Source organism: Streptomyces javensis, from assembly GCF_039525925.1.
GTDB lineage: Bacteria > Actinomycetota > Actinomycetes > Streptomycetales > Streptomycetaceae > Streptomyces > Streptomyces asiaticus.
Window position 1 is genome coordinate 60,698 of the sequence record NZ_BAAAIF010000011.1, and the last position, 23,031, is coordinate 83,728.

General features: G+C 72.3%; 16 protein-coding genes. 4 read left to right on the forward strand and 12 right to left on the reverse strand.

Annotated features, from left to right (window positions below; all coding sequences use genetic code 11):
* Window positions 1-9: 9 nt before the first annotated feature.
* The 5 genes from ABD329_RS12990 to ABD329_RS13010 form a co-directional block, all read right to left on the reverse strand.
* Window positions 10-1,218 carry a glycoside hydrolase family 64 protein gene (locus tag ABD329_RS12990; RefSeq protein ID WP_344316369.1) on the reverse strand — a complete coding sequence of 403 codons (1,209 nt, stop codon included), beginning with the start codon at window positions 1,216-1,218 and terminating at the stop codon, window positions 10-12.
* Between the two features lie 142 nt (window positions 1,219-1,360).
* A complete protein-coding gene (locus ABD329_RS12995) occupies window positions 1,361-4,198 on the reverse strand; it encodes an AfsR/SARP family transcriptional regulator (protein WP_214665617.1) in 2,838 nt (945 codons plus the stop codon).
* Window positions 4,199-4,376: 178 nt separating this feature from the next.
* The gene (locus ABD329_RS13000) at window positions 4,377-5,222 is read right to left on the reverse strand and encodes an AfsR/SARP family transcriptional regulator (protein WP_198281232.1); all 846 of its coding nucleotides are present in this window, start codon (window positions 5,220-5,222) and stop codon (window positions 4,377-4,379) included.
* Window positions 5,219-8,539, reverse strand: a complete 3,321-nt coding sequence (locus tag ABD329_RS13005; protein WP_344316370.1) for a type 2 lanthipeptide synthetase LanM family protein — start codon at window positions 8,537-8,539, stop codon at window positions 5,219-5,221. Before ABD329_RS13005 ends, ABD329_RS13000 begins: the two co-directional genes overlap by 4 nt.
* 160 nt (window positions 8,540-8,699) lie before the next feature.
* Entirely contained in the window at window positions 8,700-8,915 is a 216-nt protein-coding gene (locus tag ABD329_RS13010; protein WP_044579866.1) for a mersacidin/lichenicidin family type 2 lantibiotic, read from the reverse strand.
* 241 nt (window positions 8,916-9,156) lie between these two features.
* On the opposite strand from ABD329_RS13010, the gene ABD329_RS13015 reads away from it, so the two are divergent.
* From ABD329_RS13015 to ABD329_RS13025, 3 genes are all read left to right on the forward strand, one after another.
* Complete coding sequence (locus ABD329_RS13015) at window positions 9,157-11,322, forward strand: peptidase domain-containing ABC transporter (protein ID WP_281404690.1); 2,166 nt, start codon at window positions 9,157-9,159, stop codon at window positions 11,320-11,322.
* 82 nt (window positions 11,323-11,404) lie between these two features.
* Window positions 11,405-11,575 carry a hypothetical protein gene (locus ABD329_RS13020; RefSeq protein WP_020874047.1) on the forward strand — a complete coding sequence of 57 codons (171 nt, stop codon included), beginning with the start codon at window positions 11,405-11,407 and terminating at the stop codon, window positions 11,573-11,575.
* Window positions 11,576-11,890: 315 nt separating this feature from the next.
* On the forward strand, window positions 11,891-12,541 hold the full coding sequence (locus ABD329_RS13025; protein WP_198279890.1) for a TetR/AcrR family transcriptional regulator: 651 nt from the start codon (window positions 11,891-11,893) through the stop codon (window positions 12,539-12,541).
* Window positions 12,542-12,583: 42 nt separating this feature from the next.
* On the opposite strand, the gene ABD329_RS13030 is transcribed toward ABD329_RS13025, so the two are convergent.
* The 6 genes from ABD329_RS13030 to ABD329_RS13055 form a co-directional block, all read right to left on the reverse strand.
* Window positions 12,584-13,441: a triphosphoribosyl-dephospho-CoA synthase gene (locus ABD329_RS13030; RefSeq protein WP_198279893.1), complete on the reverse strand. Its 858-nt coding sequence runs from the start codon at window positions 13,439-13,441 to the stop codon at window positions 12,584-12,586.
* A gap of 64 nt (window positions 13,442-13,505) precedes the next feature.
* Window positions 13,506-14,882 (reverse strand): MFS transporter, encoded by a 1,377-nt coding sequence (locus ABD329_RS13035; RefSeq protein ID WP_198279891.1) that lies wholly within the window; start codon window positions 14,880-14,882, stop codon window positions 13,506-13,508.
* 38 nt (window positions 14,883-14,920) lie between these two features.
* Window positions 14,921-15,871: a catechol 2,3-dioxygenase gene (locus tag ABD329_RS13040; protein WP_198279892.1), complete on the reverse strand. Its 951-nt coding sequence runs from the start codon at window positions 15,869-15,871 to the stop codon at window positions 14,921-14,923.
* A gap of 86 nt (window positions 15,872-15,957) precedes the next feature.
* The gene (locus tag ABD329_RS13045; protein WP_198279169.1) at window positions 15,958-17,019 is read right to left on the reverse strand and encodes a 4-oxalomesaconate tautomerase; all 1,062 of its coding nucleotides are present in this window, start codon (window positions 17,017-17,019) and stop codon (window positions 15,958-15,960) included.
* Complete coding sequence (locus ABD329_RS13050) at window positions 17,016-17,777, reverse strand: 4-carboxy-4-hydroxy-2-oxoadipate aldolase/oxaloacetate decarboxylase (RefSeq protein WP_198279170.1); 762 nt, start codon at window positions 17,775-17,777, stop codon at window positions 17,016-17,018. The genes ABD329_RS13045 and ABD329_RS13050 overlap by 4 nt, the downstream gene beginning before the upstream one ends.
* Before the next feature lie 57 nt (window positions 17,778-17,834).
* Window positions 17,835-18,485, reverse strand: a complete 651-nt coding sequence (locus tag ABD329_RS13055; RefSeq protein WP_198279171.1) for a GntR family transcriptional regulator — start codon at window positions 18,483-18,485, stop codon at window positions 17,835-17,837.
* 205 nt (window positions 18,486-18,690) lie between these two features.
* Between ABD329_RS13055 and ABD329_RS13060 the strand changes: the two genes are divergently transcribed.
* Window positions 18,691-21,252: a polysaccharide lyase family 8 super-sandwich domain-containing protein gene (locus ABD329_RS13060; RefSeq protein WP_198279178.1), complete on the forward strand. Its 2,562-nt coding sequence runs from the start codon at window positions 18,691-18,693 to the stop codon at window positions 21,250-21,252.
* Here the strand turns inward: ABD329_RS13060 and ABD329_RS13065 are convergent.
* Entirely contained in the window at window positions 21,233-22,843 is a 1,611-nt protein-coding gene (locus ABD329_RS13065) for an APC family permease (protein WP_309142814.1), read from the reverse strand. The two genes, ABD329_RS13060 and ABD329_RS13065, sit on opposite strands and share 20 nt — an antisense overlap.
* Window positions 22,844-23,031: the final 188 nt, after the last annotated feature.

Consider the following 23,031-nt stretch of genomic DNA (forward strand, 5'->3'; position numbering starts at 1 on the left):
CCTCCCGGCCTAGTTGAAGGGGTCCAGGGTGATGGACGCCTGCTGCGGATTGCCGTCGTGGACCAGCGACTCGTGCTGGCCGACGTCGTCGAAGGCGAAGGCGTACGCCTTTCCGTCGGCCATCTGGCCGTGGATGACGCGGGCGTAGTGGTTGGTCACGCCGTCCTTGTAGAAGCCGGTGTCACTGGTGTCCGGCTGGTTGGGGTTGGTGAGCAGGGTCGTGCGGTTGTAGCCCGCGCACAGGGTCCGCGAAATCGGGCCGCGCACCTGGTCGTTGGGTGCGTCGAGGCGCTTGTAGCAGCCGAAGACGGAGTCGGAGTCCGGCTTCTGGAAGCTGGTGACCACGGCTCCTGAACCATTGGTGAAGTTCATGACGTCGCCGGAGACCCGCCCGAAGTACTTGACGCTCGGCCGGTCGGCGAAGGGCGTGACCGTGAGGGTGGTGCCGGCGTACTTCTGCCACACCCGGTTGATGTAGTCGTCCATCGCGTTCGCGGGCAGGGCGCCCGCCTCGATGCCGTGCCCTGGCGACAGGGCCCGCAGCACGGTGCCGTCCGGGCGGGTCTGGATGAGCTTGGCCCAGCCGCCGCCCTGTGCGCGCAGTCCGTTGAGGACGCCGTTGTAGCCGCCGGACTTGAGGTGTCCGGCGGTCTTCGTACTGCCGTCGGCGCCTTGCACCCCCACCGCGTACGGCGCGGAGAACATGTCGACCTGGGTGCTGTTGATGTAGAGACCGGAGTCGTCGAGGGTGAACTCGCTCCAGTTGAACAGGATGTTCCGGTTGGGGTCGGAGGGGTTCTGCACGGCGGGCTGCACCAGACCGCCGGTGGTGAGCCTGAAGTCGATCTTCTGGCCGTAGGAGAAGTAGACCCGGCCGGAGAGCTTCGGGATGCGGATCGTCAGGGACTGGCCGTTGGCCGGTCCGGCGATCGACGCGTCGGGCGCCGGGGTGGGCGGGTTGCCACCGGCGGGCCAGGGGTGGAAGGTCCCGGAGGCGTCGGCCCAGCCCTGCTGTCCGGTCGAGAGCAGGGTGCCGAGCGTATAGACGTAGATCTGGTCGCCGCGCCCGGAGTTGTTGGTGAACTTCAGCGGGATCGTGCTCGGCACCGCCGGCCGGGCGGACGCCTCGGGGGCCAGTGCGGTCATGCCCAGGGCCAGGAGTAAGGCCGACGCCCAGCAGGGCAGGGTCCGGAATCGGGTGGAGACGCGTCTGGACATACGTCACCTCTCGCGCGGCCGCGCGGGGCCGCGTCAGCGGGGGGAATGGGGTGCTCGTGGAGCGGGGGTGGGGGGTGCCGGAAGTGCAGAGTCATCATGGCAGTGAACATGACACTGGTCTAGACATACTCACGTGCCGACATCAGCGCAGGGCCGGATGCGGGGCCCTGAGGTCCGCCGAGCCCGCTGGGCCGAGGTCGTCCCGCTTGGTGCGGAGCTCGTCGGTGTCCGGATGGCCGATCTCGAGGGCGATCTCCAGTGCCTGGCCCCGGGTGGCCCGGGCGGCGTCCAGGTCACCCGCGGCCAGCTGGGTGTCGCCGAGATGGTTCAGGATCTCGGTCTCGTTATAGCGGTCGCCGAAGCCACGCACCAGGTGCAGGGCCCGGGCGTAGCACGACACGGCGGCGGGGTACTCGGCCAGGTGGTGATGGGCGTAGCCGAGGCTGTCCCACGCCCCGGCCTCGGCATGCCGGTCCTCGATCTCCTGGTTCACGGACACCGCCCGGGCGCAGTAGTCCAGCGTCTGCCGGTAGTCGCCCAGCACGGCGTGCACCCACCCGACGTTGTTCAGCGCCAGGGCCTCACCGGCCCGGTGCCCCGCCTGCCGATAGAGCGTCAGGGCCCGTTCGTTGTGGCCGAGCGCGTCCCGATGGGCGCCCAGGCGGCCGCAGACCCAGCCCAGGCCACGGTGGACATGTGCCTGACGGACGGGGTCGTCCAGCCGCTCGTAGAGGTCGAGGGCCTGCCGGAAGTGGTGGTGTCCCTCGTCGAGGCGGCCCATCTGGGTGAGGCAGTTGCCCAGGCCGCGGTGGGCGCCGGCCTGCCACGCCGGATCGCCGAGCCGCCGGGCCGCGCCCAGGGCGATGCGCTGGACGGCGGCCCAGTCGTGCCAGTGCCCGCGGTAGTCGAAGTAGGTCTCCAGGTTCCTGGCCAGCCGCCAGGCGCCCGCGTCGAGATCGGCACCGGTGGCCAGGTCGACCACGCCCAGCAGTACGGCGTGCTCCGCGGTGAACCAGCCGAGCGCCGCGGCCTGGTCCGCCAGCTCCTGCGGGCAGGCACCCGGCACGGCGGGTGGCAGGGGGACGCGGTCCCGGTGCGGGTCCAGCAGCCCGGCCGCGCGATCGGCGGTGTGCAGATAGTGCTCGACGACACGGCGCCGCGCATCCCGGCGATCGGCCTCGGACTCCACGGTGCGGGCCAGTTCGCCCGCGTAGGCGCGGAGCAGGTCGTGCAGCGCGTACCGGCCGGGCGTGACCTCCCCGACCAGGTGCACCCGGGCCAGCTCGGCCAGCAGGGGGCGCACCCGGGATACCGGGAGACCGGCCAGGCCCGCCATGGCCGGGAGGGAGATGTCCGGTCCGGGGTGGAGGCCGAGCAGCCGGAACAGCCGTGCGGCGTCCGTGCCGAGCGCGTGATACGACCAGGAGAACACCGCCCGTACATCGGTCGCGGTGTCGCCCCCGCTGAAGACGTCCAGGCCGAGCTGGGTGTCGTGCAGCTCGGCGGCGAGGGTCCGGAGCGGAAACCGCGGGGTCACCGCGACCCTCGCGGCCACCACCGCCAGCGCCAGCGGCAGCCCCGCGCACGCCGCGGCGATCGCGTCGAACGCCGTCGGATCGTCCGTCCGCCGGACCCGCCTCAGGTGCCGCTCCAGAAGCAGCCGCGCCTCGCCGTCGGTGAGCGGGTCCACCGCGCACGGACGGGCCCCGTTGGCGGCGACCAGTCCGGTTAGGCGGTCACGGCTGGTCACCAGCACCACACAGCCGCCCGCGCCGGGCAGCAGCGGCCGCACCTGGTCGGCGTCGCGCGCGTTGTCCAGCATGATCAGCATCCGGCGGTCGGCGATCAGTGACCGGTACAGCCCGGCCTGTGCCTCCGGATCGGCGGGCATCTCCTGCGGATCCACGCCCAGGGCGCCGAGGAAGCCGCGTACGGCCGCCGCCGCGGGCACGGGACCGGCGGCGGGAGCGAACCCGCGCAGGTTCACGTACAGCTGCCCGTCCGGGAAGCGCGGCAGGTTGCGATGGGCCCAGCGCAGCGCCAGCCAGGTCTTGCCCACCCCGCCGACACCACTGATCGCCGCGATGTCGAGGGTGCGCTCACCGTCGGCGGTCCCGCACAGGTCGTCGAGCGCGGCGAGTTCCCGCTCGCGGCCGACGAACGTGACCGGCGGTGCGGGGAGTTGCTGAGGCACCGGCCGCGGTCGCGGCCGGGGCGTCACGGGCGTCGTGACCGGGGCGAGGTCGAGCGCCGGATCCGCGGTGAGGATCCGTTGGCGCAGCAGCACCAGCGGCGGGCTGGGATCGAGTCCCGTCTCCTCGGCCAGCCGGCGCCGGATGCGCTCATGCTGCTCCAGCGCCTCGGTCTGGCGCCCGCACCGGTAGAGGGCCAGCATCAGCTGTCCGGCCACCCGCTCGTCCAGCGGATGCGCCTCGGCGCGGGCGGCCAGCTCGGGCAGCGCCCGGCCGTGCTGTCCCAGCCGCAACCGCACGTCCATCAGGTCCAGTTGTCCGGTGAACCGCTCGGCCTCGAGCACCGAACGCTGAGCGTTGAACCAGGGTGTGTCCGCCCCGGCGAACGCCTCACCCCGCCACAGCCCCAGGGCGGTCTCCCACAGCGCCGCGGCCTCCTCCCCGCCGCCTGCCGCACGAGCCCGGCGGGCCGTCTCGCGGAACCGGAGCACATCCACCGCGTCGGTCTCCGCCGCCAGCCGGTAGCCGCCCTGCTCGCGCACCAGCTCCGCCCCCGTGCCCGCCAGGGCCTGCCGTAACCGGGACACATACGCGTACAGCGCCTCCCGGCCGCGCCGCGGCACCCCCACTCCCCACACCCGGTCCACCAGCGGCCCCGTGGGCACCACCCGCCCCGCGTCGACGGCCAGCGCGGCGAGCACCAGCCGCTGCCGTGCGTGCCCCACGTCCACCGGCGTCCCGTCCCGCCACACCGTTATGGCACCGAGCACGCCGAATCGCGCCCCCATGCGATTTCCCCCGTTGTGTCGTAGCCCCCGCGCCGACCACTACTGGATGACAGTCGGCGCAATACCGAGTCAACAACTCCCCAAGGTACGGGGAGGACTTCCCGGTATGGAAGGGACATCACGACGGGGAACGCGAACCGGGCACCGGGGGGCACCCGCTACCGCCCGGGTGCGCCCTTCATACGACCCGGGCGGCCGGGGGCGCGCCGATCGCCTTCGACACCAGCGCCGGCAGATCCGCGAGGGAGTCCCGGATGATCGCCTGCTCCATGGCGAGGACGTCCGCTCCCGGCCTGATCCCCAGCTCCTCGGCCAGTACGTGCCGCAACTGCCGGGCCGCGCCGAGCGCCTCGGCACGGCGCCCGGTCAGACACAGCGCGATCATGAGCTGATGGCGGAAGGTCTCGCGCAGCGGGTGGGCCGCGACCAGGATCTCCAGTTCGGGTACGACGTCAAGGGCGTGTCCCTGGTGCACTTCGGCCCACACCCATGCCTCGGTGGCCAAGAGCCGCGCCTCCTCAAGCCGTACGAGTTCGGCCGTGATCGCGGGGAGGTCCGGCACATCGGCGAGCAGGGGCCCGCGCCACATGTCCAGGGCCCGGCGCAGCCCCTCCGCCGCCTGCCCGGTCCGCCCTTCGGCCAGGGCGCCGCGCGCCGCCCGCGCGAGCGCCGTGAAGCGGTCGGCGTCCAGCTCACCGGAGTCCACCGCCAGCCGGTAACCCGGCGGGCTGGTGAGCAGCCGGCTTCCGCCCCGCACCGCGGGGCATCGCTCCGGCGGGGGCGCGGGAAGTACGCGCCTGAGCCGGTGGACGTACTGCTGGACCAGCTTGGGGGCGGACTTCGGCGCCCCGCCCGGCCAGAGCTGCTCCAGCAGTTCCCCGGCCGGTACCGTACGGCCCGCGTTGACGAGCAGTGCGGCCAGCAGCGCACGGCACTTCGCCTGGCCGACCATGTGGAAGGCGCCGTCCGGTCCCCGGACCTCCAGCGGCCCGAGGATGCGGTAGCGCACCGGTGCCGGGGTCATCGGTGTCCACCGTGACGGCGCCCGTCGGGTCCGCCGTCGGCTCCGGGGGCGGCGAGGGTGAGGACGTCGGGCACCCGGTCCGGTGCGGCCACCCGCAGCAGTCCGTATCCGATTCCGGCGGATCCGGTCATCAGTCCGGGGGTGGTCACTCCCATCGGGACGCCGGGACGGACGTCCCCGGCCAGCACCCGGTCGGCCACCAGGCGTGCCACGCGGGGCCCGAGGTCGTCGGTCTCCCCCAGCGCGGGGCCGGCCGCGAGCAGCGTCGCGACCAGCCCCAGGTCCCCGTGGCACAGCGAGTCGTTGCCCAGTCCGGTGTGGACGCCGTCCCCCAGCAGGTCGCCGCGGACGGTGTCGGCCGCGATGCGCAGGTCCTCCGTGAGCAGCCCATGGACGTCGGCGAGCCCCTCGACGCCGAGCAGCGCCGCCCGGACCAGCCCGATACCGGCGGCGCCGTGGCACCAGGCGTCCATGAAGGATCCCCGCGGCACGATGCTGCGCAGATCCGGCCAGTTGCCCCGGCCGGGGTCCAGACCGTGGCGTTCGAACCGGAGCGCCGCCTCGCACAGCCGGTAGTGGTGGTCCTCGCCGGTCAGCTCTGCCGCGCGGGCCAGGGCGAGGGCGAAGCCGCTCGCCCCGTGGGACATTCCCAGCAGCGGCCGGTCGGGGTCGACCGCCGTCCGCCAGGCCGCTCCGCCGGTCACCTCGGTCGCCGCCTTGGCGAGTGTGGCGGCGGCGAGCCGCAGCGCGTCCGCGGTGCGTTCGTGCGGACGCGTCCGGTGGAGCGCGGCCAGGGCCAGCGCCGCCCCGGCCGTTCCCTGGACCAGATCGAGTTCTCGGTCGCCCGCGAACCGCCCGGCCAGCTCGGGAACCAGCGCGGTGGCCGCGTCGAGCAGTTCGGGCGTGTCCCACAGGGCGGCCAGATGGGTGAGCGTGTAGACGGCGCCGCCCAGTTCGCCGAATCCCCCGATGGTCAAGTTGAATCGAAGGTGACGGCCACGGTCGGGGCTGGTCAGCGAGTCCGCAAGCGATTGCGCGATGCGTTCGGCCACCTCCCGGTACCGCTGGTCCCCCGTCATCGAGCCGAGGTGCGCGAGGAACAGCGCGATACCGCTCACCCCGTCGTAGAGGCTGATCCCGGCGGGTCCCGCGCGCCAGTAGCGCTCCCCCACGACATTGAGCGACAGCCAGTGCGGTGGCTGGTCGTCGGTGCCGTGCACCGCGGTGTCGAGCAGCTCGTCCGCGAGGGAGGCCGCGGCCCGCAGGGCGAGCGGGGTGTCGAGGGGGCGGTCGGGCAGCTCCCGCGGTCGGGGGGCGGTCCGCGTCCGCGTGCCGAAGGTGAGGCCCGTCAGCGACGCGTCGATGCACCACTTCTGGCGGCGCAGATCGACCGGGCCCATGCGGCGGATCTTGGCGCGCACCGCCTCCATCCCGGAGGTGGCCAGGAAGTCACGGACGACAACACCGTCCGCGTCACACAGGTCGGTGGCGGACGGCGTGGTGTGGTAGGTCGGCACATCGAGCCGGGCCAGCTGGCGCTGCTCGCTGGTCAGCAGCCCGATCCTGCCCTCGACGCCGCGATGCCCGTCCGCGAGGCCGGCTTCGAGCACGTACTCCCAGTCCAGCGAGTCGCGCAGGACGTCCGGGTGCATCGACTCGGCGAGGATGCGGCTGTAGACCGAGGTCGGCCGGGGCACATGGCGCACGGCGTCCCCGGCGAAGGCGGCGATCGGCCCGTCCTCGGCGAGCAGTTCGTCCCGCTCCCGTTCGATGAGCCCGTAGGCGGACTCGAAGCCCTCCATCAGGGATCGGCGGTACCGCAGTGGATCGACGGATGTTCCGCCCACGGAGGCCCGGTTGGCCGCGCCGGCGATGGGCATTCGCTCGCGCACCAGCCTCATCTCGTCGGTGCCCTGGCCGGCGTACGTCGGCAGCACGCTCGGTGAGAGCTGGCCGCCGCCGCCCGCGAGCCCGCTGATCTCGGCGTCCCGCCAGCCCGAGTCGTCCACCTCGATGATCCGCTCCGGCAGCAGCCCGATGCCCAGGACGGAGTCGTTGAGGACATCGGGCACCGCGCCGGCGATCCGCAGCACGGGGTCGGCCACCGCTCGGGCGCGGCCGAGGAAGGTGGCCTCCAGGTCGACGAAGACGGGGTGCTCCCCCGCCGCGATCAGGTTCTGGAGGTGCAGATCCGCGCCGCAGATGGCGTGGAACAGGGCCAGATGGGCGCCCTGGCGCCAGAAGAACCGGTCGGCCTCGGCCTCGTCGGCGCACGTCCCGGAGGCCACGTGCTCCACCCATCCGTACCCGGGCCGGGACAGCACCTCCAGGGTGCGCAGCGGATGGCGCAGCCCCCGGTCGTTGAGCCGGGCGAGCAGGTCGTTGAAGTGGCGCTCGACGTCGACCGACCGCGGTTTGTAGACCAGCTTCGTACGGTCGGAGAGGGTGAACAGCGCGACCGAGCGGCCGCCGTTGTGGGTGTCACCGGCGCCGAAGCCGATGTCCGTCACATCGCCGAGACCACGCCAGGAGCCGCCGAACACCGTGCGCAGCAGGGGCAGATCGGCCAGGAAGCGCTCGGCGAACTCCTGCCTCACCTCGATCCAGTGGCGCAGCGAAGCCACCAGTTCTCGGGCCAGCACGGGGTATTCGGACAGGATCTCCAGCGCCCGCTTCGGGGTGCGGACCGTGTCCATGAACGAGGCGAACCGCTCCTCGGGGGTGTCACCGGCCAGTTGCTCGGTCACCCTGGCCACGTTGAGCTCCAGCACCAGGACACGGGAGACCATGCCGGAGATCGTTTCCAGGGGCGGGAGGAGGAGGGGATGGTCCGAGGGCAGCCCGGGCACCCGGCGCCGAAGCTCCCCCCGCGCCCAGCGCAGCAGCGGGAGGGCCAGTTCGGCCGGGCCGAGCCCGGGGCGGTGGCCGTGGTCATGGCCGGGATCGTGGGTGGCCGCGTGGACATGGCCCCGGATGTCGTCGTCGCCGTCGGAGGTGTGATGACGCCATGCCTCGGCGATCACCGTCAGCCACTCCGGTGCGGGCAGCCGTCCGGCGAGCGACTCCGCGGGCTCGCCCAGCAGGGTGATCAGCTCCTCCTCGGTGACGCCCGTGGCCGTCCAGCGCTCCAGCGGGTCCACGCCGGTGGCGGGCCTTCCGGCGGAGCAGAGGATGCCGCCGCGCCACAGCTCCAGGCGGCGCAGCCCGTGCGCACGCCGCTCGGCGGTGAGCGCCGGAGCGCCCTGCCACCGGTCGTGCAGGGGCACGCCTCGCCACCACGTCGTCGAGTTCAGGATGTCCTGCTGCCGATTCCTCACTTCTCCCCCTCTTTGATGGCCCTGTCTCCTTCGACGGCCCGGTCACCGGCCATGGCCCTGTCACCGTTGAGACGGCCCGGTCGCGATCCGGTCCGGCGCGGGCCCCGCGGGGCCCGCGCCGGAATGGCTCATGGGTCACCGCGTCCGAGGACGCGCCGGGTCAGCCACAGAGCCAGTCACAGGTGAAGCAGGTGCGGCAGGTCTTGTGACCGCATGTCACCCAGGTGTCGGTGAGCCCCCCGCCCACGACGTTGTCCAGCCGCTGGTCGGTCAGCTCGATGGCACCCGCCGGGTGGGCGGGCAGCGCGCTGAGCTCCTCGGAGCTCAGTCCGGCGCGGAAGACCGGGTCCTTCCATGCCTTGGTGGTCCGGTTCATGGTTCCTCCGTTCGACGTGCACTCATCGGTTCGTTCATGGACATCACTCCGGTCGGCCCGGTGTGACACGGCCAAAACTGGGTGAGCGAGTTGGCCGGGAACCTTGCGAAAACCTTGTGCCGCCGCGCCCAGCGGTGCCGTCCGCGCCGGTCAGCGGCGAAATGAACCGGCGGTGAACCGGGACCGAACCGGTGTGCCGCACGCTGCTGCGCCAGGGAACGCGGCGCGGGAGGAGACGCATATGGGCGGCGGGCAGGAGGGGGCGCGGGTGCCGTTCGTGGCCCAGATGAGCGAGGTCGAGTGCGGTCCCGCGTGTCTGGCCATGGTGCTCGGGGCGCACCGCCGCAGGGTTCCCCTGCGGGAGTTGCGCGCGGAGTTCGGGGTGAGCCGCGATGGCGCGAGCGCCCGCCGGATCCTGGAGGTCGCGCGCGCCCACGGGCTCGAGGCCCGGGGGCTGAAGGTACCGCCGGACGCGCTCGGCGCGGTGCGCAAGCCCGCCATCGCCCACTGGGACGACCACCACTTCGTGGTGGTGGAAGCTGTCGGGCGCAACGGGGTGCGGGTGCTCGACCCGGGCGAGGGACGCGCCACCGTCTCCCATGAGGAGTTCCGCGCCCGGAGCTCGGGCACCCTGCTGGAGTTCGCCCCCGGCCCCTCGTTCATCGAGCGGCGCGGGCCCCGGGATTCCTGGCCGCTGCGGCTGGTGCGCGACATGATGCGGATGGCACCGCGGTGGGCCGCCCTCGCGGTGCTGCTCTCCGGGGTGGTGCAGCTACTCGCCCTGGGGTCGGCGTTCCTCACCAAGTACGGCATCGACACGCTCATCGGTGAACGGGCCGGGACACTCTCGGGCCTCTCCCTGAGCATCGCCGGTTTCGTATCGGTGTACGCGCTGATCGGACTGGGGCGCGCCGGAGCCCTGCTGGTACTCCAGCACCGGCTGGACGGCGCGCTCGGCGACCGGTTTATGACTCATCTGTTCCGGCTGCCGTTCGGCTATTTCCAGGCCCGGAGCAGCGGGGATCTGCTGGCCCGCCTCAACAGCAACACGGTGATCAGGGACCTGCTGACCTCGCGCATGGTCACCTTGGTCATCGACAGCGTCTTCGTGGTCGGCTATCTGGTGCTGCTGTGCGCCTTCAGCCCCTGGTACGCGCTTCTGGCGGCGGGGCTGGGCGCGGCGCAGATCGCCATCGTGCTGGCCACCCTGCGGCCGGCCAACGCCCTGGCGAAACGGGAGTTGAGCGCCGAGGCCGCCACCCAGTCGGTGGCGGTGGACGCGTTGCGGGGCGCGGAGTTCCTGAAGAGCGCGGGGCTGGTCGGCACCGTGCTCGACCGCTGGCGCGGGTCGCTGGGCGACTATCTGCGGGCGGCGCTCCACCGGCGCCGCCTGGACGCCCTCACCGACTCCCTCACCCTGTTGCTCCAGGTGGCCTCCCCGCTGGTGTTGTTGCTGCTGGGCATCGCGCAGGTGCGCTCGGGTGCGCTGACCATCGGCTCGATGATCGCGCTGAACGCGATCGCGGCCGGGCTGCTCACCCCGATCGCCGGGCTGGCCACCAGCATGCGCTACCTCCAGACCATCGGTGCCCATCTGGAGCGGGTGCACGATGTGCTGGACGAGCGTCCGGAGGTCCGAAGGCCGGGTGTCATCGCCCCCGCCACGGTGCGGGGCGAGATCGAGCTGCGCGGAGTGGGCTTCCGCTACGGGCAGGGGCCGTGGATCCTGCGCGACCTGACCCTGCGCGTCCCCGCGGGCGCGAAACTCGCCGTCGTCGGGGCCAGCGGCTCCGGGAAGACGACGATGATCCGCCTGCTCGCCGGGCTGTTGCGGCCGACCGAGGGCACGGTGCTGCTCGATGGGCGCGCCATCGAGGAGTACGACGCGGACAGTCTGCGCCGCCGCTTCGGCATCGTCACTCAGGAACCCCATGTCTTCGGCGGCACCATCGGATCGAATCTGCGGCTCGGCCGGGACGACCTGCCCGACGAGGCCCTCTTCGAGGCGCTCGGCCGGGCCGGGCTGCTCCCCGATGTGCGGCGGATGCCCATGGGGCTGGAGACGCATGTGGCGGAGGGCGGGAGCGCGCTCTCGGGGGGCCAGCGGCAGCGTCTGGCGATCGCCCGCGCGCTGCTGGCCGACCCCGCGCTGCTGGTGCTGGACGAGGCCACGAGTCATCTGGACGCCGTGACCGAGGCGGAGGTGGCCGGTGAGCTGTCCGCGCTGGGCTGTACCAGGATCGTCGTCGCGCACCGCATCAGCACGATCATGGATGCGGACGAGATCGTCGTCCTGGACGACGGCCGTTTCACGGAGCGGGGTGGCCACGACGACCTGATGCTCACCGGGGGCCGGTACGCATCGCTGGTGCACCGGCAGCTCCCGGCCTCGCTCCGGCCCTCATGACCGCCAACCGCGACGACGTGGTCATTCGGGCGTAAAATGGGCTCCGTCCGCACCAGGAGGGCACGAGGAGCGGAGGCATCAGATGACCGAGGCAGCCCCCTCCCGCACCGAACGCAAACGGGAAACCGGCCACCCGGACGTACCGTGGACGACCCCCTCGCAGGCCGAGGGCGAGCGCGACGACGAGATGGACACCGGCCACCCCGACGTACAGAGGACGACTCCCTCACAGGCCGAGGGGGAACGGGACTAAGCGCTCCGCTGGAGGTGTCGCGATACGTCGTCGGCCGACCGCGGCGCCGTCGTGGCTGGTCGCGCCCGCGCGGCGGAGCCGCACATCGACACGGCCCCGCGCCCGCTCCGGGGCGCTGCCCGAACCGTAGCGGACTTCCTCCGATGCTTAGCCACCCCCTCTCGGCGCCCGGGCCCGCGGGCCGGTGATCTCCCACCGGCAGGCGGGCCCAGCCATGGCTGGGCGGCGGCCGATCTCCCTGCCGCACCCGACGCCGGGGTGGGCCTCCCGGGCGGAGCGGCCCCGGCGGGTCGCTATCCTGACCGGGGAGGCGAGATGGCACGCGCGACACGGACCACCGGGACACCCGGCACCGGCCGACCGGTGGCACGCCACCACGGCAACCGGCACGGACGCAGCGAGCAGGCCCGGCTGGCGGTGCTGAACGCGGCGGACGACCTGCTGGTCGAGAAGGGCTTCGCGGGCGTCACCATGGAGGGCATCGCCACCCGGGCCGGTGTCGCCAAGCAGACCATCTACCGCTGGTGGAGCACCAAGACCGACGTCCTCATGGACGCCTTCCTCCAGGACGTGGCCGAGGACCTGACCGTGCGCGACGGCGGCGACCTCGCCCGGGACCTGCGCACGTATCTGCGCGAGCTGGCCTGGTTCCTCGACGCGTCCGACGCCGGTGCCGTCTTCAAGGCGCTGATCGCCCAGGCGCAGCACGATCCGGCGTTCGCCGCGGACTTCCGCTCCCGGTACCTCGACGACCAGCGCGGGCGCGACCGGCTTCCGCTGGAACGGGCCGTGGAGCGCGGTGAGTTGCCGCCCGGCCTGGATCTGGCGGCCGAGACCGACCAGCTCATGGGCCCCCTCTACTACCGGGTGCTGGTGACCGGCGAACCCGTCGGCCAGGAGTTCACCGACCGGCTCGTCGACGCCTTTCTCCACCGCCACGGGCTGACGGCACCGGCGAAGGACTGAACAACCGGAAGTCCGAAGCCCGGGTCCGGAGCCTGAGGGCAGTCACCGCGCGGGCGGTGCCATGACCGCCGGTGCCGGGAGGCCGTCCAGGAACAGGGCGCCCGCGAGCAGCGCGGCGCTTCCGCGCGGTGCGATGCCCCGCTCCCGTAGCTCCGCGTCCAGTGCGGACAGGGCGGCGGCGCCCTCGGGCGTGGCCGTGCCGCCCGCCTCGAGCACGGCGTACGCCCCTTCCTTGACCCGCCGGAGCCCGGGCGGGCCCGCCCGGTACAGCGGGCCGGTGTCCTGGAGGGTGCTCATCACGGTGAGCAGCGCGTCCAGCCGCGCCTGGGTCTCGGTGGCCCCCGCCGTACGCGCCCGGGACAGGGCGTCCAGGGCGCGGCGCACATGGGGAAAGGCGGCCCGGGCCTCGCCACGCGCGCCCGGCGCCCCATAGGTGGCGGAGACGTGCGAGCCCGGTGAGGGGCGGCGCGGTGCGCCGCGGTCGGGGTGGTCCGCGATCCGTTTGGCGGTGGCGGTCACCTCGTCGGACCCGGCGCCGGGTCGCAGCGCGGCGGCCGCCACCAGGAGGCCCATCACCCACAGCGCGCCGTGGTGCAGGGGGCCGGTGGCCGCGCCGCCACCGGCCCGTGCCATCGTCCACTCGGCGCAGCGGCCGATGGCACCCAGCTCCTCGCGCAGCGCCCGGGTCGGCTCCCCGGGACGGCGGGCCGCGGCGGCCATGGCCGCGAACCCGGGCGTCAGCGCCTTCGCCGACCAGCGCAGCGCGAGCAGATCCGCACCGGTGGCGCGGGCCTGGAGATCGCGGGTGTCGGCGAGGCCCGGTTTGGGCGTGAGCTCCGCCTGGGCGATCAGGGCCAGCACGGCGGCCCGGGCCAGTGCCTCATCCGTGGGGCGCGTCATCGGCATGCCCGGAGGTTAGAGGGCGAACCTTTGACGGACATGAGGCGTTCCTGTGGCCCCGCTGTCAGCCGGCGGTGGAAACGGGCTGCGCGGGGCCGCTCCGCGGTGTGCTCCGTACGGTACGGAGGCCGGTCAGGCCAATCATCAGGGTGGCGAGCAGCGCGGTGGCGGCGAACACCGTGAAGCCCCAGTCCTGTGCCTCGTTGGCGACGAGCCGCCCGCCGAGCCAGGGCCCGAAGACGGCGCCGAAACGGCCCATGCCGGAGGTCCAGCCGACGGCGGTGGCGCGGTTCTCGGCGGTGGAGCGCCCCGCGACGGTCGCGTAGACCATGGTCTGGGCGCTGAAGAGCCACAGACCGGTCAGGAAGACCACGATGTAGGTGAGCGCCAGCGGCATATGGATGCCCAGCAGATAGATGCCGACGGCGGTGCAGCCGAACCAGATCGCCGCGACCCGGGCGGCGCCGAAGCGGTCGGCGATGCGCCCGGCCACCAGCATGCCCACGATGCCACCGAGGTTGATGACGACGAGGAAGGCAAGGGCGGAGCCGAGTTCATAGCCCTGACCGCGCATCATGGTCGGCAGCCAGGTGCTGACGCCGTAGACGAGGAGCAGCCCGCCGAAGGAGGCGCACCAGAACAGCAGGGTCTTCCTCCACCGGCCGTCGTGGAACAGCGCGAACAGGGCGTGGCGGCGGCCGGGCGAGGTCACGGTGGCGGGTTCGGTGGCGGGTTCGGTGGGCGGTTCGGTGGGCGGTTCGGTGGCGGGCAGCCCGACCCCGTACCGGTCGGCGAGCCGCCGGGCCTCGTCGGTACGGTCGCGGGCGAGGAGGAAGCCGAGGGACTCGGGGAGGTACATCGCCACCAGCGGCACGGCGATGACCAGCGGCGCCAGCCCGACCCAGAAGGCGGAGCGCCAGCCCAACGGCTCCACCAGCCACAGGCCGAGCAACGCCGCCAGAATACCGCCCGCCTGATGGGCGGTCATCAACAGGCCGATCATGAGGTTGCCACGGCCGCGCGGGGCGTATTCGGCGACCAGGGTGATGGTGGTGGGCAGCAGACCGCCCAGGCCGAGCCCGGCGACGAACCGGGCGACGCCGAAGACCCCCAGGTCGGGCGCCATGGCACACACGGCGGACGCCAGGGAGAACACCGTGGTACAACCGATGATCACCTTCTTGCGTCCGATCCAGTCGGTGACGGTGCCCGCCGACAGGGCGCCCAGCAGCATGCCGAAGGTGGCGTAGCTGCCGAGGTCACCGGCCCGGCCGGGGCTCAGCCCGAGGTCGGGGTCGTCGAGCATGCCGGGCAGCACGGCACCGTAGATGAACAGGTCGAGGCCGTCGAAGAGGACGACCGTCCAGCACAGCGCGACCACGAGGACCGCGAGTGCCGTGACGCGCGAACCGGCGGCGGGAGGGGCGGGTATGGAGGACATGGCATTCCTCTCGTCCTGGAGGCGCGCCCTGTGAGCGGTCAGTCGATCGGCGGGGTGCCGTGGGTGTGGAAGGACTCGATGGTCTTGAGCCCCCACGCCTGGCCCTTGGCGCGCTCGGCCTGGGTCCAGGTGATCAGGGGCCAGTCGGGGGCCAGGACCAGGCGGGTGAGCGGGTTGCACAGTTCGATGCGGTTGCCGCCCGGCTCGTAGACGTAGAGGAAGAACGTCTGCTGGATGGCGTGCTTGTGCGGGCCGGTCTCGATGTGCACGCCGTTGTCCAGGCAGAGATCGGCGGCGCGCAGGATGTCCTCGCGGGTGTCGGTGGCGAACGCGATGTGGTGCAGCCGACCGCGTGAGCCCGACCAGTCCTCGGTGTAGACGATGTCGTAGGACTTGTTGGTGAACGTCAGCCACTGGGCGGCGAGCCGTCCGGTGTCGAGGACGATCTGCTCGGTGGGGCGGGCGCCGAGCACCTCGTGGGTGAAGGCGGCGCTGGGCGCGACCTCGGAGGCGAGGAAGTTGACGTGGTCCAGGCGGCGCACCCCCACACCGTGGGCGGGCTTGGCCTGGGGCTGGTTCTTCAGCCCCGGCCTGAGCCCGGGCGGTGCCTCGTACCACTCGGACTCCCAGTACAGGGCGAGTTCATGGCCGTCCGGGTCGCTGGTGACATAGAGCGGGCCGATACCGGGCTCGTCCTCGGCCCAGCGCCCGGGGAGACCGGCGGCCTCGGCCTCCTTCACCCGGCGGTGGAGGGCTTCCGCACTGGACGCGCGCAGGGCGGTGCGGCGGATGCCCGAGGTGGGGTGTGCGGTGAGGGTCAGGCTGTGGTGTTCGTAGTCGTCCCAGGTCCGCAGGTGGACCGAGTCGCCTGAGCGGCCGTTCTCGGTCAGTCCGAGGATGGTGGTGAAGAACCACAGACTGCGGTCGGGGTCCGGGGTGAGCAGTTCGACATGCCCGAGGTGGGCGATGTCCCCGAGCGGCGGGGTCATCGGCGACTCCTTGAGTCGAGTGGGCGGGGAGAAGGCATGGTGGTGCCGTAGCGGGACTGGAGCGGAGGGGTGGTGCGGGCGCGGGATCAGGCGGGCCGGGGAAAGACCGTTCCGTCGAAGAGCTTCCGTGCGGTGCGTACGACGGCCGTGCCCCGCGCCACCGGAGTGGCGCCGTTGTCCACGGATGTGTCGATGTCCAGGAAGCCGGTGGGGTGTTCGATGCGCAGCCGCTCCCCCGTCGCCGGGAGCCGGGCCACGTCCTCGCCGACGTTTCCCTCGACGCGGAGCCCGGCGGCGACACTGGCGGCTCCCAGGACGCCGATCGACGTATGGCAGCGGACCGGGATGAAGGTGCGGGTCATCACGGTGCCACCGTGTACGGGCGGGGCCAGCAGGCTGAGCTTGGGCACGGTCGTGGCACTCACATCGCCCAGGCCCATCAACCGCCCCGCCTCCCGCCGGATCTCCTGGAGCCGGGCGCCGAGCGCCGCGTTCGCCTCCAGTTCCCCGGGGTCCTCGTAGCCGGTGACGTCCAGGGCGGACGCGGCGATGAGCACGGTCGGCATGCCGTTGTCCACACAGGTCACCGGGGTGCCGCCGATGACGTCGCGGGGGTGGCCGGTGGGCAGCAGCGGGCCGCTGCCCTGCTCGAAGCCGATCACCAGCGGGGCGGCGGAGCCCGGAACACCCGAGATCTCGGCCGAGCCGGTGTAGTCGACCCGCCCGTCCGGCGTGGGGACGGTCACGGTGGCGTGGTCACCGCTGTTGACCATCCTGATGCGTACCGGTGTCCGCCCGTCCCGGGCGGTGACCAGGCCCCGTTCCACGGCGAAGGGGCCGACCCCGGCCAGCAGGTTGCCGCAGTTCTGCCGGTCGGAGACCTCGGCCTTGTCCACACCGAGCTGAAGGAACAGATAGTCGACATCGGCGTCCGGGCCCCGCGCGGCGGAGACCACGGCCACCTTGCTGGTGAGGGGGTGCGCTCCGCCGAGTCCGTCGATCTGCCGTGGATCGGGGCTGCCCATGATCCGCAGCAGCAGATCGTCCCGGGCGGCGGAGTCGGACGGCAGGTCCTCCGCGAGGAAGTAGGCGCCCTTGGAGGTGCCACCGCGCATCAGCATGCAGCGCACGCCCTCCGGCCCGCTCATGAGACGGCCCCGCCGCGGCCGTTCTCGGCGTACTCGGCGTACGGCTGGTACCGCACCCCGAGCCGGGCCAGGGTCTCCCGCAACCCGTAGCGGTCCAGGCCCAGTTGGCCCTCGGCGAAGGCGGCCCGGGTCGCCTCCTCCTTCGCGGTGCGCGCCTCGGCCGCCTCGACGGCCATGGCGGCCGAGTGGCGCGGTACGCACATCACCCCGTCGTCGTCGGCGAGGATCACATCGCCGGGGCGTATGCACTGCCCGCCCACCACCACGGGCACATTGACGGACCCGGCCGTGGCCTTGACGGTGCCCTGCGCGCACACGGCGGCCGACCACGCGGGGAAGCCCATCGCGCGCAGCTCGGCGGTGTCGCGCACCCCGGCGTCGATGACCAGGCCGCGGACCCCGCGGTGCTGGAGGGCGGTGGCGAAGAGCTCGCCGAACATGCCGTCCGTGGACGGCGATGTGGTGGCGACGACGAGGATGTCGCCCTCGGCGCACTGCTCGACCGCGGCGTGGATCATCAGGTTGTCGCCGGGCCAGCACAGCGCCGTGACCGCGGTGCCCGCGACGCGCACGCCCTGCTGGACCGGGCGCAGCCCGGGGCCGAGGCATCCGGTGCGGCCCATGGCCTCGTGCACCGTGGCCACGCCGTACCCCCGCAGGGCCTCCACATGCTCGGCCCCGGCGCGTGGCGGGTCGGTGACGATGACACCGCTCGGCCGTGCGGCGGCGGGCGCGTCACCCGGGCTACCGTGCGTCATTGCTGATATCTCCTTGCTGGACAGGTCGGTGACCCACCCCGCGGCGCGAGCCCCGCGTCATTCGCCCAACGCGTCGATCACACTGGCGAGGTGGGCACGGACGGCCGCCTCGGCCGCCTGTGGGTCCCTGGCCCTGATCGCCTCGATCACGGCCAGGTGTTCACCCAGGGAACGCTGGGCACGCCCCGGCCGCAGCGCGAGCTGGAAACGATGGCGCACCAGCTGTGCGTTGAGCCGCTCCAGCAGCTCCACCGCCACCTGCTGACCGGAGAACTCCCGGATGCGGGCGTGCAGTTGGTGGTTGAGGTCGGAGTAGGTCAGCGGTTCGCCGTCGGCGACCGCCTTGGACATCGCCGTGCCCAGGTCGGCCAGCTCGGTCAGCTGCTCCTCGCTTGCCTCGACGGCCGCCTTGGCGGCGCACAGCCCTTCCAGGACCATGCGGCATTCCGTGATGGCCACGGCCTCCTCCACGCTCACCACCCGCACCCGTGAGCCACGGTTGCGGATCCGCTCGACCAGACCCTCGGAGGCCAGATCGATCAGTGCCGCGCGAATGCTCGCCCGGGTCACACCGAACTGCTCGGCGAGTTCGTTCTCCACCAGCCGCTGGGCCGGTGCCATCTCCCCGCGCAAGATCGCCTGCCGCAGCTGTTCCAAGGCATGCTGCTTGGCCTGCTCCCCGGTGCCTGGACGAGCTTCCTTCGGCATCGCGTGCCCTCCCTGAGTGAGTGCCTGTCGAAGGTAAATCTAGGCCAACAAGATTGTCAACGATTTCGTTGCCCATATTGGCGACAGGGAGCGGCCCGCGCACCCCTGATCCCGGCCCATTCCAGCCCCGTGACAGGGGAGGCCGGGGTTGCTTGAATGGTCGGTCGGTTCCCCATCGGACCCCGTCGACCGTTGGAGCGTGCCCGTGCCTCTCTCGCGTCGTGCTCTCGTCTCCACGCTCCCGGCGGCCGCGCTGGCGGCCATGGCCCTGCCACTGCGCGCACGTGCCGCGGCAGGTCCGGCAGCGGCCGGTGAAGCGACCGGCGCCGCTCACACCCGACTGATCGACAACACCGTGGCCGTCTTCGCCGGGACTCGGGAGTCCAACGCCCGCCTTGAGGTGCGCGCCAAACTCACCTCCATCGCCGCGACCGCCCGCTCCCGGCTCACCGCGATGGACCGCGCCGGGCAGGGCGAGCTCTTCCAGGGCCTCGCCCTGGGCACCAGCGATCCCAACCTGAACACCTCGTTCCAGTACCTCTACGAGATCGCCCTCGCCACCCGCACCCCGGACGGCGGCACACCGTCCGGACTCCACGGCGACACCGGTGTCCAGCGACGCGTCATCGACGGCCTGATATGGCTCCACGAGCACGCCTACGGCGACCAGTCGAAGGGCTACTACGGCAACTGGTTCACCTGGGAAATCGGCATCTCCACCCACGTCAGCAAGATGTTGGCGCTGCTCGCGGACGAACTCGCCGCCTACCGGCCCGATCTCGCCGCCACCTACGTGGCCTCGATGGACGCGTATCTGCGCAACGGCAAGGACGGCGACGTCGACCTCGACTCACGCTTCCACACCGGCGCCAACCTCGCCGACATCACCACCAACCGCGTCCTCCAGGGCGCCGTCCTCGGCGACGACGCCCGGATCACCAAGGCCCTCGCCGACCAGCTGACCATCCTGGCGACCATCGACCCGTACGAGCTACGGCACGGCGTCACCGACGGCTTCTACGCCGACGGTTCCTTTATCCAGCACGCGTCCGTGGCCTATACGGGCTCCTACGGCAAGGGTCTGCTCACCCGTGTCGTACAGACCGTCAAGATGCTCGACGGCACCGGCTACACCCCCGACGACCAGCTGGTCCGTGTCGCCCAGGGGTGGGTGGTGGACGGCTTCGCGCCGCTGATCTTCGAGGGCTGGCTGATGGAGATCGTCAAGGGGCGCGGGGTGTCCCGGCCGGCCACGGGGTACGCCGACGCGGCCGAGGTGGTGGAGGCCGTGGTGGGCCTCTCGGCCCACGCCACCGGCACCGACGCCACGGCGCTCAAGGGCTATGTGGCATATCTGCGGCAGACCTCGAAGGCCGTGCTCGACCCTTCGGCGTTCGTGTCCCCGGTGAGCATCGCGGCCTACGCCGACATCCTCGCCGACGCCTCGATCCCGGCGGGCGACCTCGGGCCCGCCGAGCGCCATGTGGCGTTCAACGCGATGGACAGAACCGTCCACCGGCGCCCCGGCTACGCCTTCGCCCTGGCCCGGAGCTCGTCCAGGATCAGCAGATACGAGTACATGAGCGGGGAGAACCTGCTGCCCTGGTTCCAGGGGGACGGCGCCCACCATCTGTACCTGTCCGGCCAGGACCAGACCCAGGCGTTCGGCATCGACTACCTCACCGCCGTCCCGCCCCAGCGCCTCGCCGGTGTCACCGCCCCCGTGGAGACGCGCCGCACGATCCCCGAGCTGTACGGCACGCTCTGGTACGACAACCCCGAGCGCGGCTTCACCTCCTCCTCGGAGGCACAGAACACCTATGTCTACTTCCCCCGGTCCACCCACCCGTTCTCCGGTGGCGCCGCCCTGGGCCCGTACGGTGTGGCCGGGTTCGTCCAGTCCGACGACGTGGCGTACGCTGCGAAGCGGGCGGGCGACCTGCCCGAGGACTTCGTGGTGTACCGCAACGCCGATGCCACCAAGTCGTGGTTCCTGTTCGACGACGAGATCGTGGTGCTGGCCGCGGGGGTCGGCGATGCCGCCGGCCGCGCGGTGACCACCACTCTCGACACCCGGATCGCCGCGCCCTCGGACACCCTCACCCTGACCGGGCGGCTCCGCGGCGGTGCGCCCTGGTCCGGCACCGGCACGGCCTCGCTCGCCTGGCTGCGCTACGCCAACGCCACCCGGGCCGCCTCGGTCGGGTACGTCTTCCTCGACGGGCCACCGCCCACCGTCACGCTGGACACCGTCACCCGCAGCCGCCGCGCGGTCCGCCTGGCCAACCCCGACACCCCGGTGACCAAACAGCTCTTCGCCGTCACGGTGGAGCGGGCGGCGGGCGCGCCACACTCCTCGATGGCGTACGCCCTCGTCCCGAATGCCACCGAACGCCAACTGGGCGGCTACGCCCGACACCCGCTCGCCGTCCTGGCCAACACCACCCGGCTCCAGGCCGTGGCCCACCGGGGGCTGCGGATCACCGCGCTCAACGCCTTCGCCCCCGGCGGCCACCACGCCGGACGGCTGTCGGTGCGCGGCCCCGGCTCGGTGATCCTGCGGGAGACCCACGACGGCGGCGTGGCGGTCGCGGTGTCCGATCCGACGACCGAGCGCGACACGGTCTCTCTCGTCATCCGGGGCCGCGGGATGAGGGCCGTGGCGGTGGACGACGGTGTCCGGGTGGGCCGGGTACCCGGCGGCACCCGGATCGTCGTCACCACCCGCCGCGCCTACGGCCGGAGCTTCACGGCGACGCTGCGCTGAGCTGCGAGGTGCGCAGGTGCTGGGCGCCCGCGCGGACCGCCCACACGAACACGGCGAGCGCGAGTACGCCCACCACCACCGTGTCGTACGGCGCCGGGAGGCGGCCGGAACCGCCGAAGGTGCCCAGCCACGACAGCACGGTCAGCGCGGCGAGGTGGAAGACCAGCCAGGCGCCGCGCCGCAGCTCCTCCCCCAGCGGAGCGCCTCCGTCCTCCCGGCGCTGCAACAGGAACAACACCGCGCCGACCAGGACGAAGGGCAGCGCGAGACGCAGATCGTGCCAACCGGACCAGTAGACGAACTCGCTCGCCACCACGAAGCTCACCGGGGCGATCCAGCGCACCCCGGGCACCTGGCCCTCGGCCCGCGCCACTCCCCGCTCGCGGTCGTGTGCCCGGAACGCCGCGACGGCCACCGCCGAGGCGGCGTAGATCAACAAGTACATGTCGCCCATCACGCTCACGATGTCCTGCCAGCCGCCGAACGGCAGCATGAAGACGACGATGACCGCGAGGTTCAGCAGCAGTGCCCGGCGCGCCACTCCGGACCAGGGGTGGATGCGCATGAAGAAGCGGGGCAGCAGACCGTTCTTGGCCAGGGCGTACGTATGGCGAGCGTCGATGGCCACGCCCACATAGGCCGATCCGCCCGGTGAGATCACCGCGTCGGCGTAGAGCAGCGTGGCCAGCCAGTGGAGGTTGAGCACCAGGGCGAGCTGCCCGAAGGGCGACTCGAAGTCGACTCCCTTCCAGCCGTGGCCCAGCAGCGACTCGGGCACCGTGTACAGGAACGCCAGCTGGAGCCCGAGGTAGACCAGCACGGCGAGGCCGATCCCGGTGAGCACCGCGGCCGGTACGGTACGGCGCGGATTGCGGGCCTCACCGGAGAAGTCGAGCGGGGCCTGGAAGCCGTTGACGGAATACACGATGCCACCGCCGGCGAGCGCGGTCAGGCAGGCCGCGTAGCCGTACGGCGCGAAACCGCCGTGGTCGGTGAGGCGCCCGGAGTGGGTGCCGGAGAGGAACAGCGCGACGATGGTGAGGATGGGGACGACGACCTTGAACACCGAGATCAGGTTGTTCAGCCGGGCGAATATCCGTACGGCGAACCAGTTGCACGCCGTCAGTACGACACTGAGCGCGACGGCCACGGCGAGGCCGGAGGCGCTGAGCGTGCCGCCGTTGTAGAGCCCGGGCAGATAGTGGGCGGCGTACTGCATGATGGCGCTGATCTCGGCCGCCGTACCGCCCACCGAGAGCAGCACCGACCAGCCGATCATCGTGCCGACCAGCCGTCCGCTGGCGTACAGCGGCCAGCGCACGGTGCCGCCGCCCTCCGGGCGGGTGGCGCCGAGTTCCACCATGACCAGCGCGATCAGGGCGCACAGCACACCAGCCGCGATCCAGGACAGCAGGGCGGCGGGGCCGGCGGTCTGGGCGGCGTACAGGGCCGCGAACAGCCAGCCGGACCCCAGGATGTTGGAGAACCCGATCGCGGTCAGGGCCCAGAATCCGAGGTCCTTGTGCAGTCGTCGCTCCTCGGCGAGCACCGCCGGCGCGGCGATGGACTCCGGTGGGTGGTTCTGCGGCACGGTGGCTCGTCTCCTCGGTGGTGCACGAACAGGCAAAGGCCCAGCGTGCCATGCGTGCCGACGGGCTCCGTCGACGCGCCCCGGACCTCGGGCCTCGGGCCTCGGGCCTCGGTGCGAGCCCGTGCGAGGCGATCGACGGAAAAACACCCCCCACCGGAGCGGAATCGCCGGATATCGGGCGGGGGCGT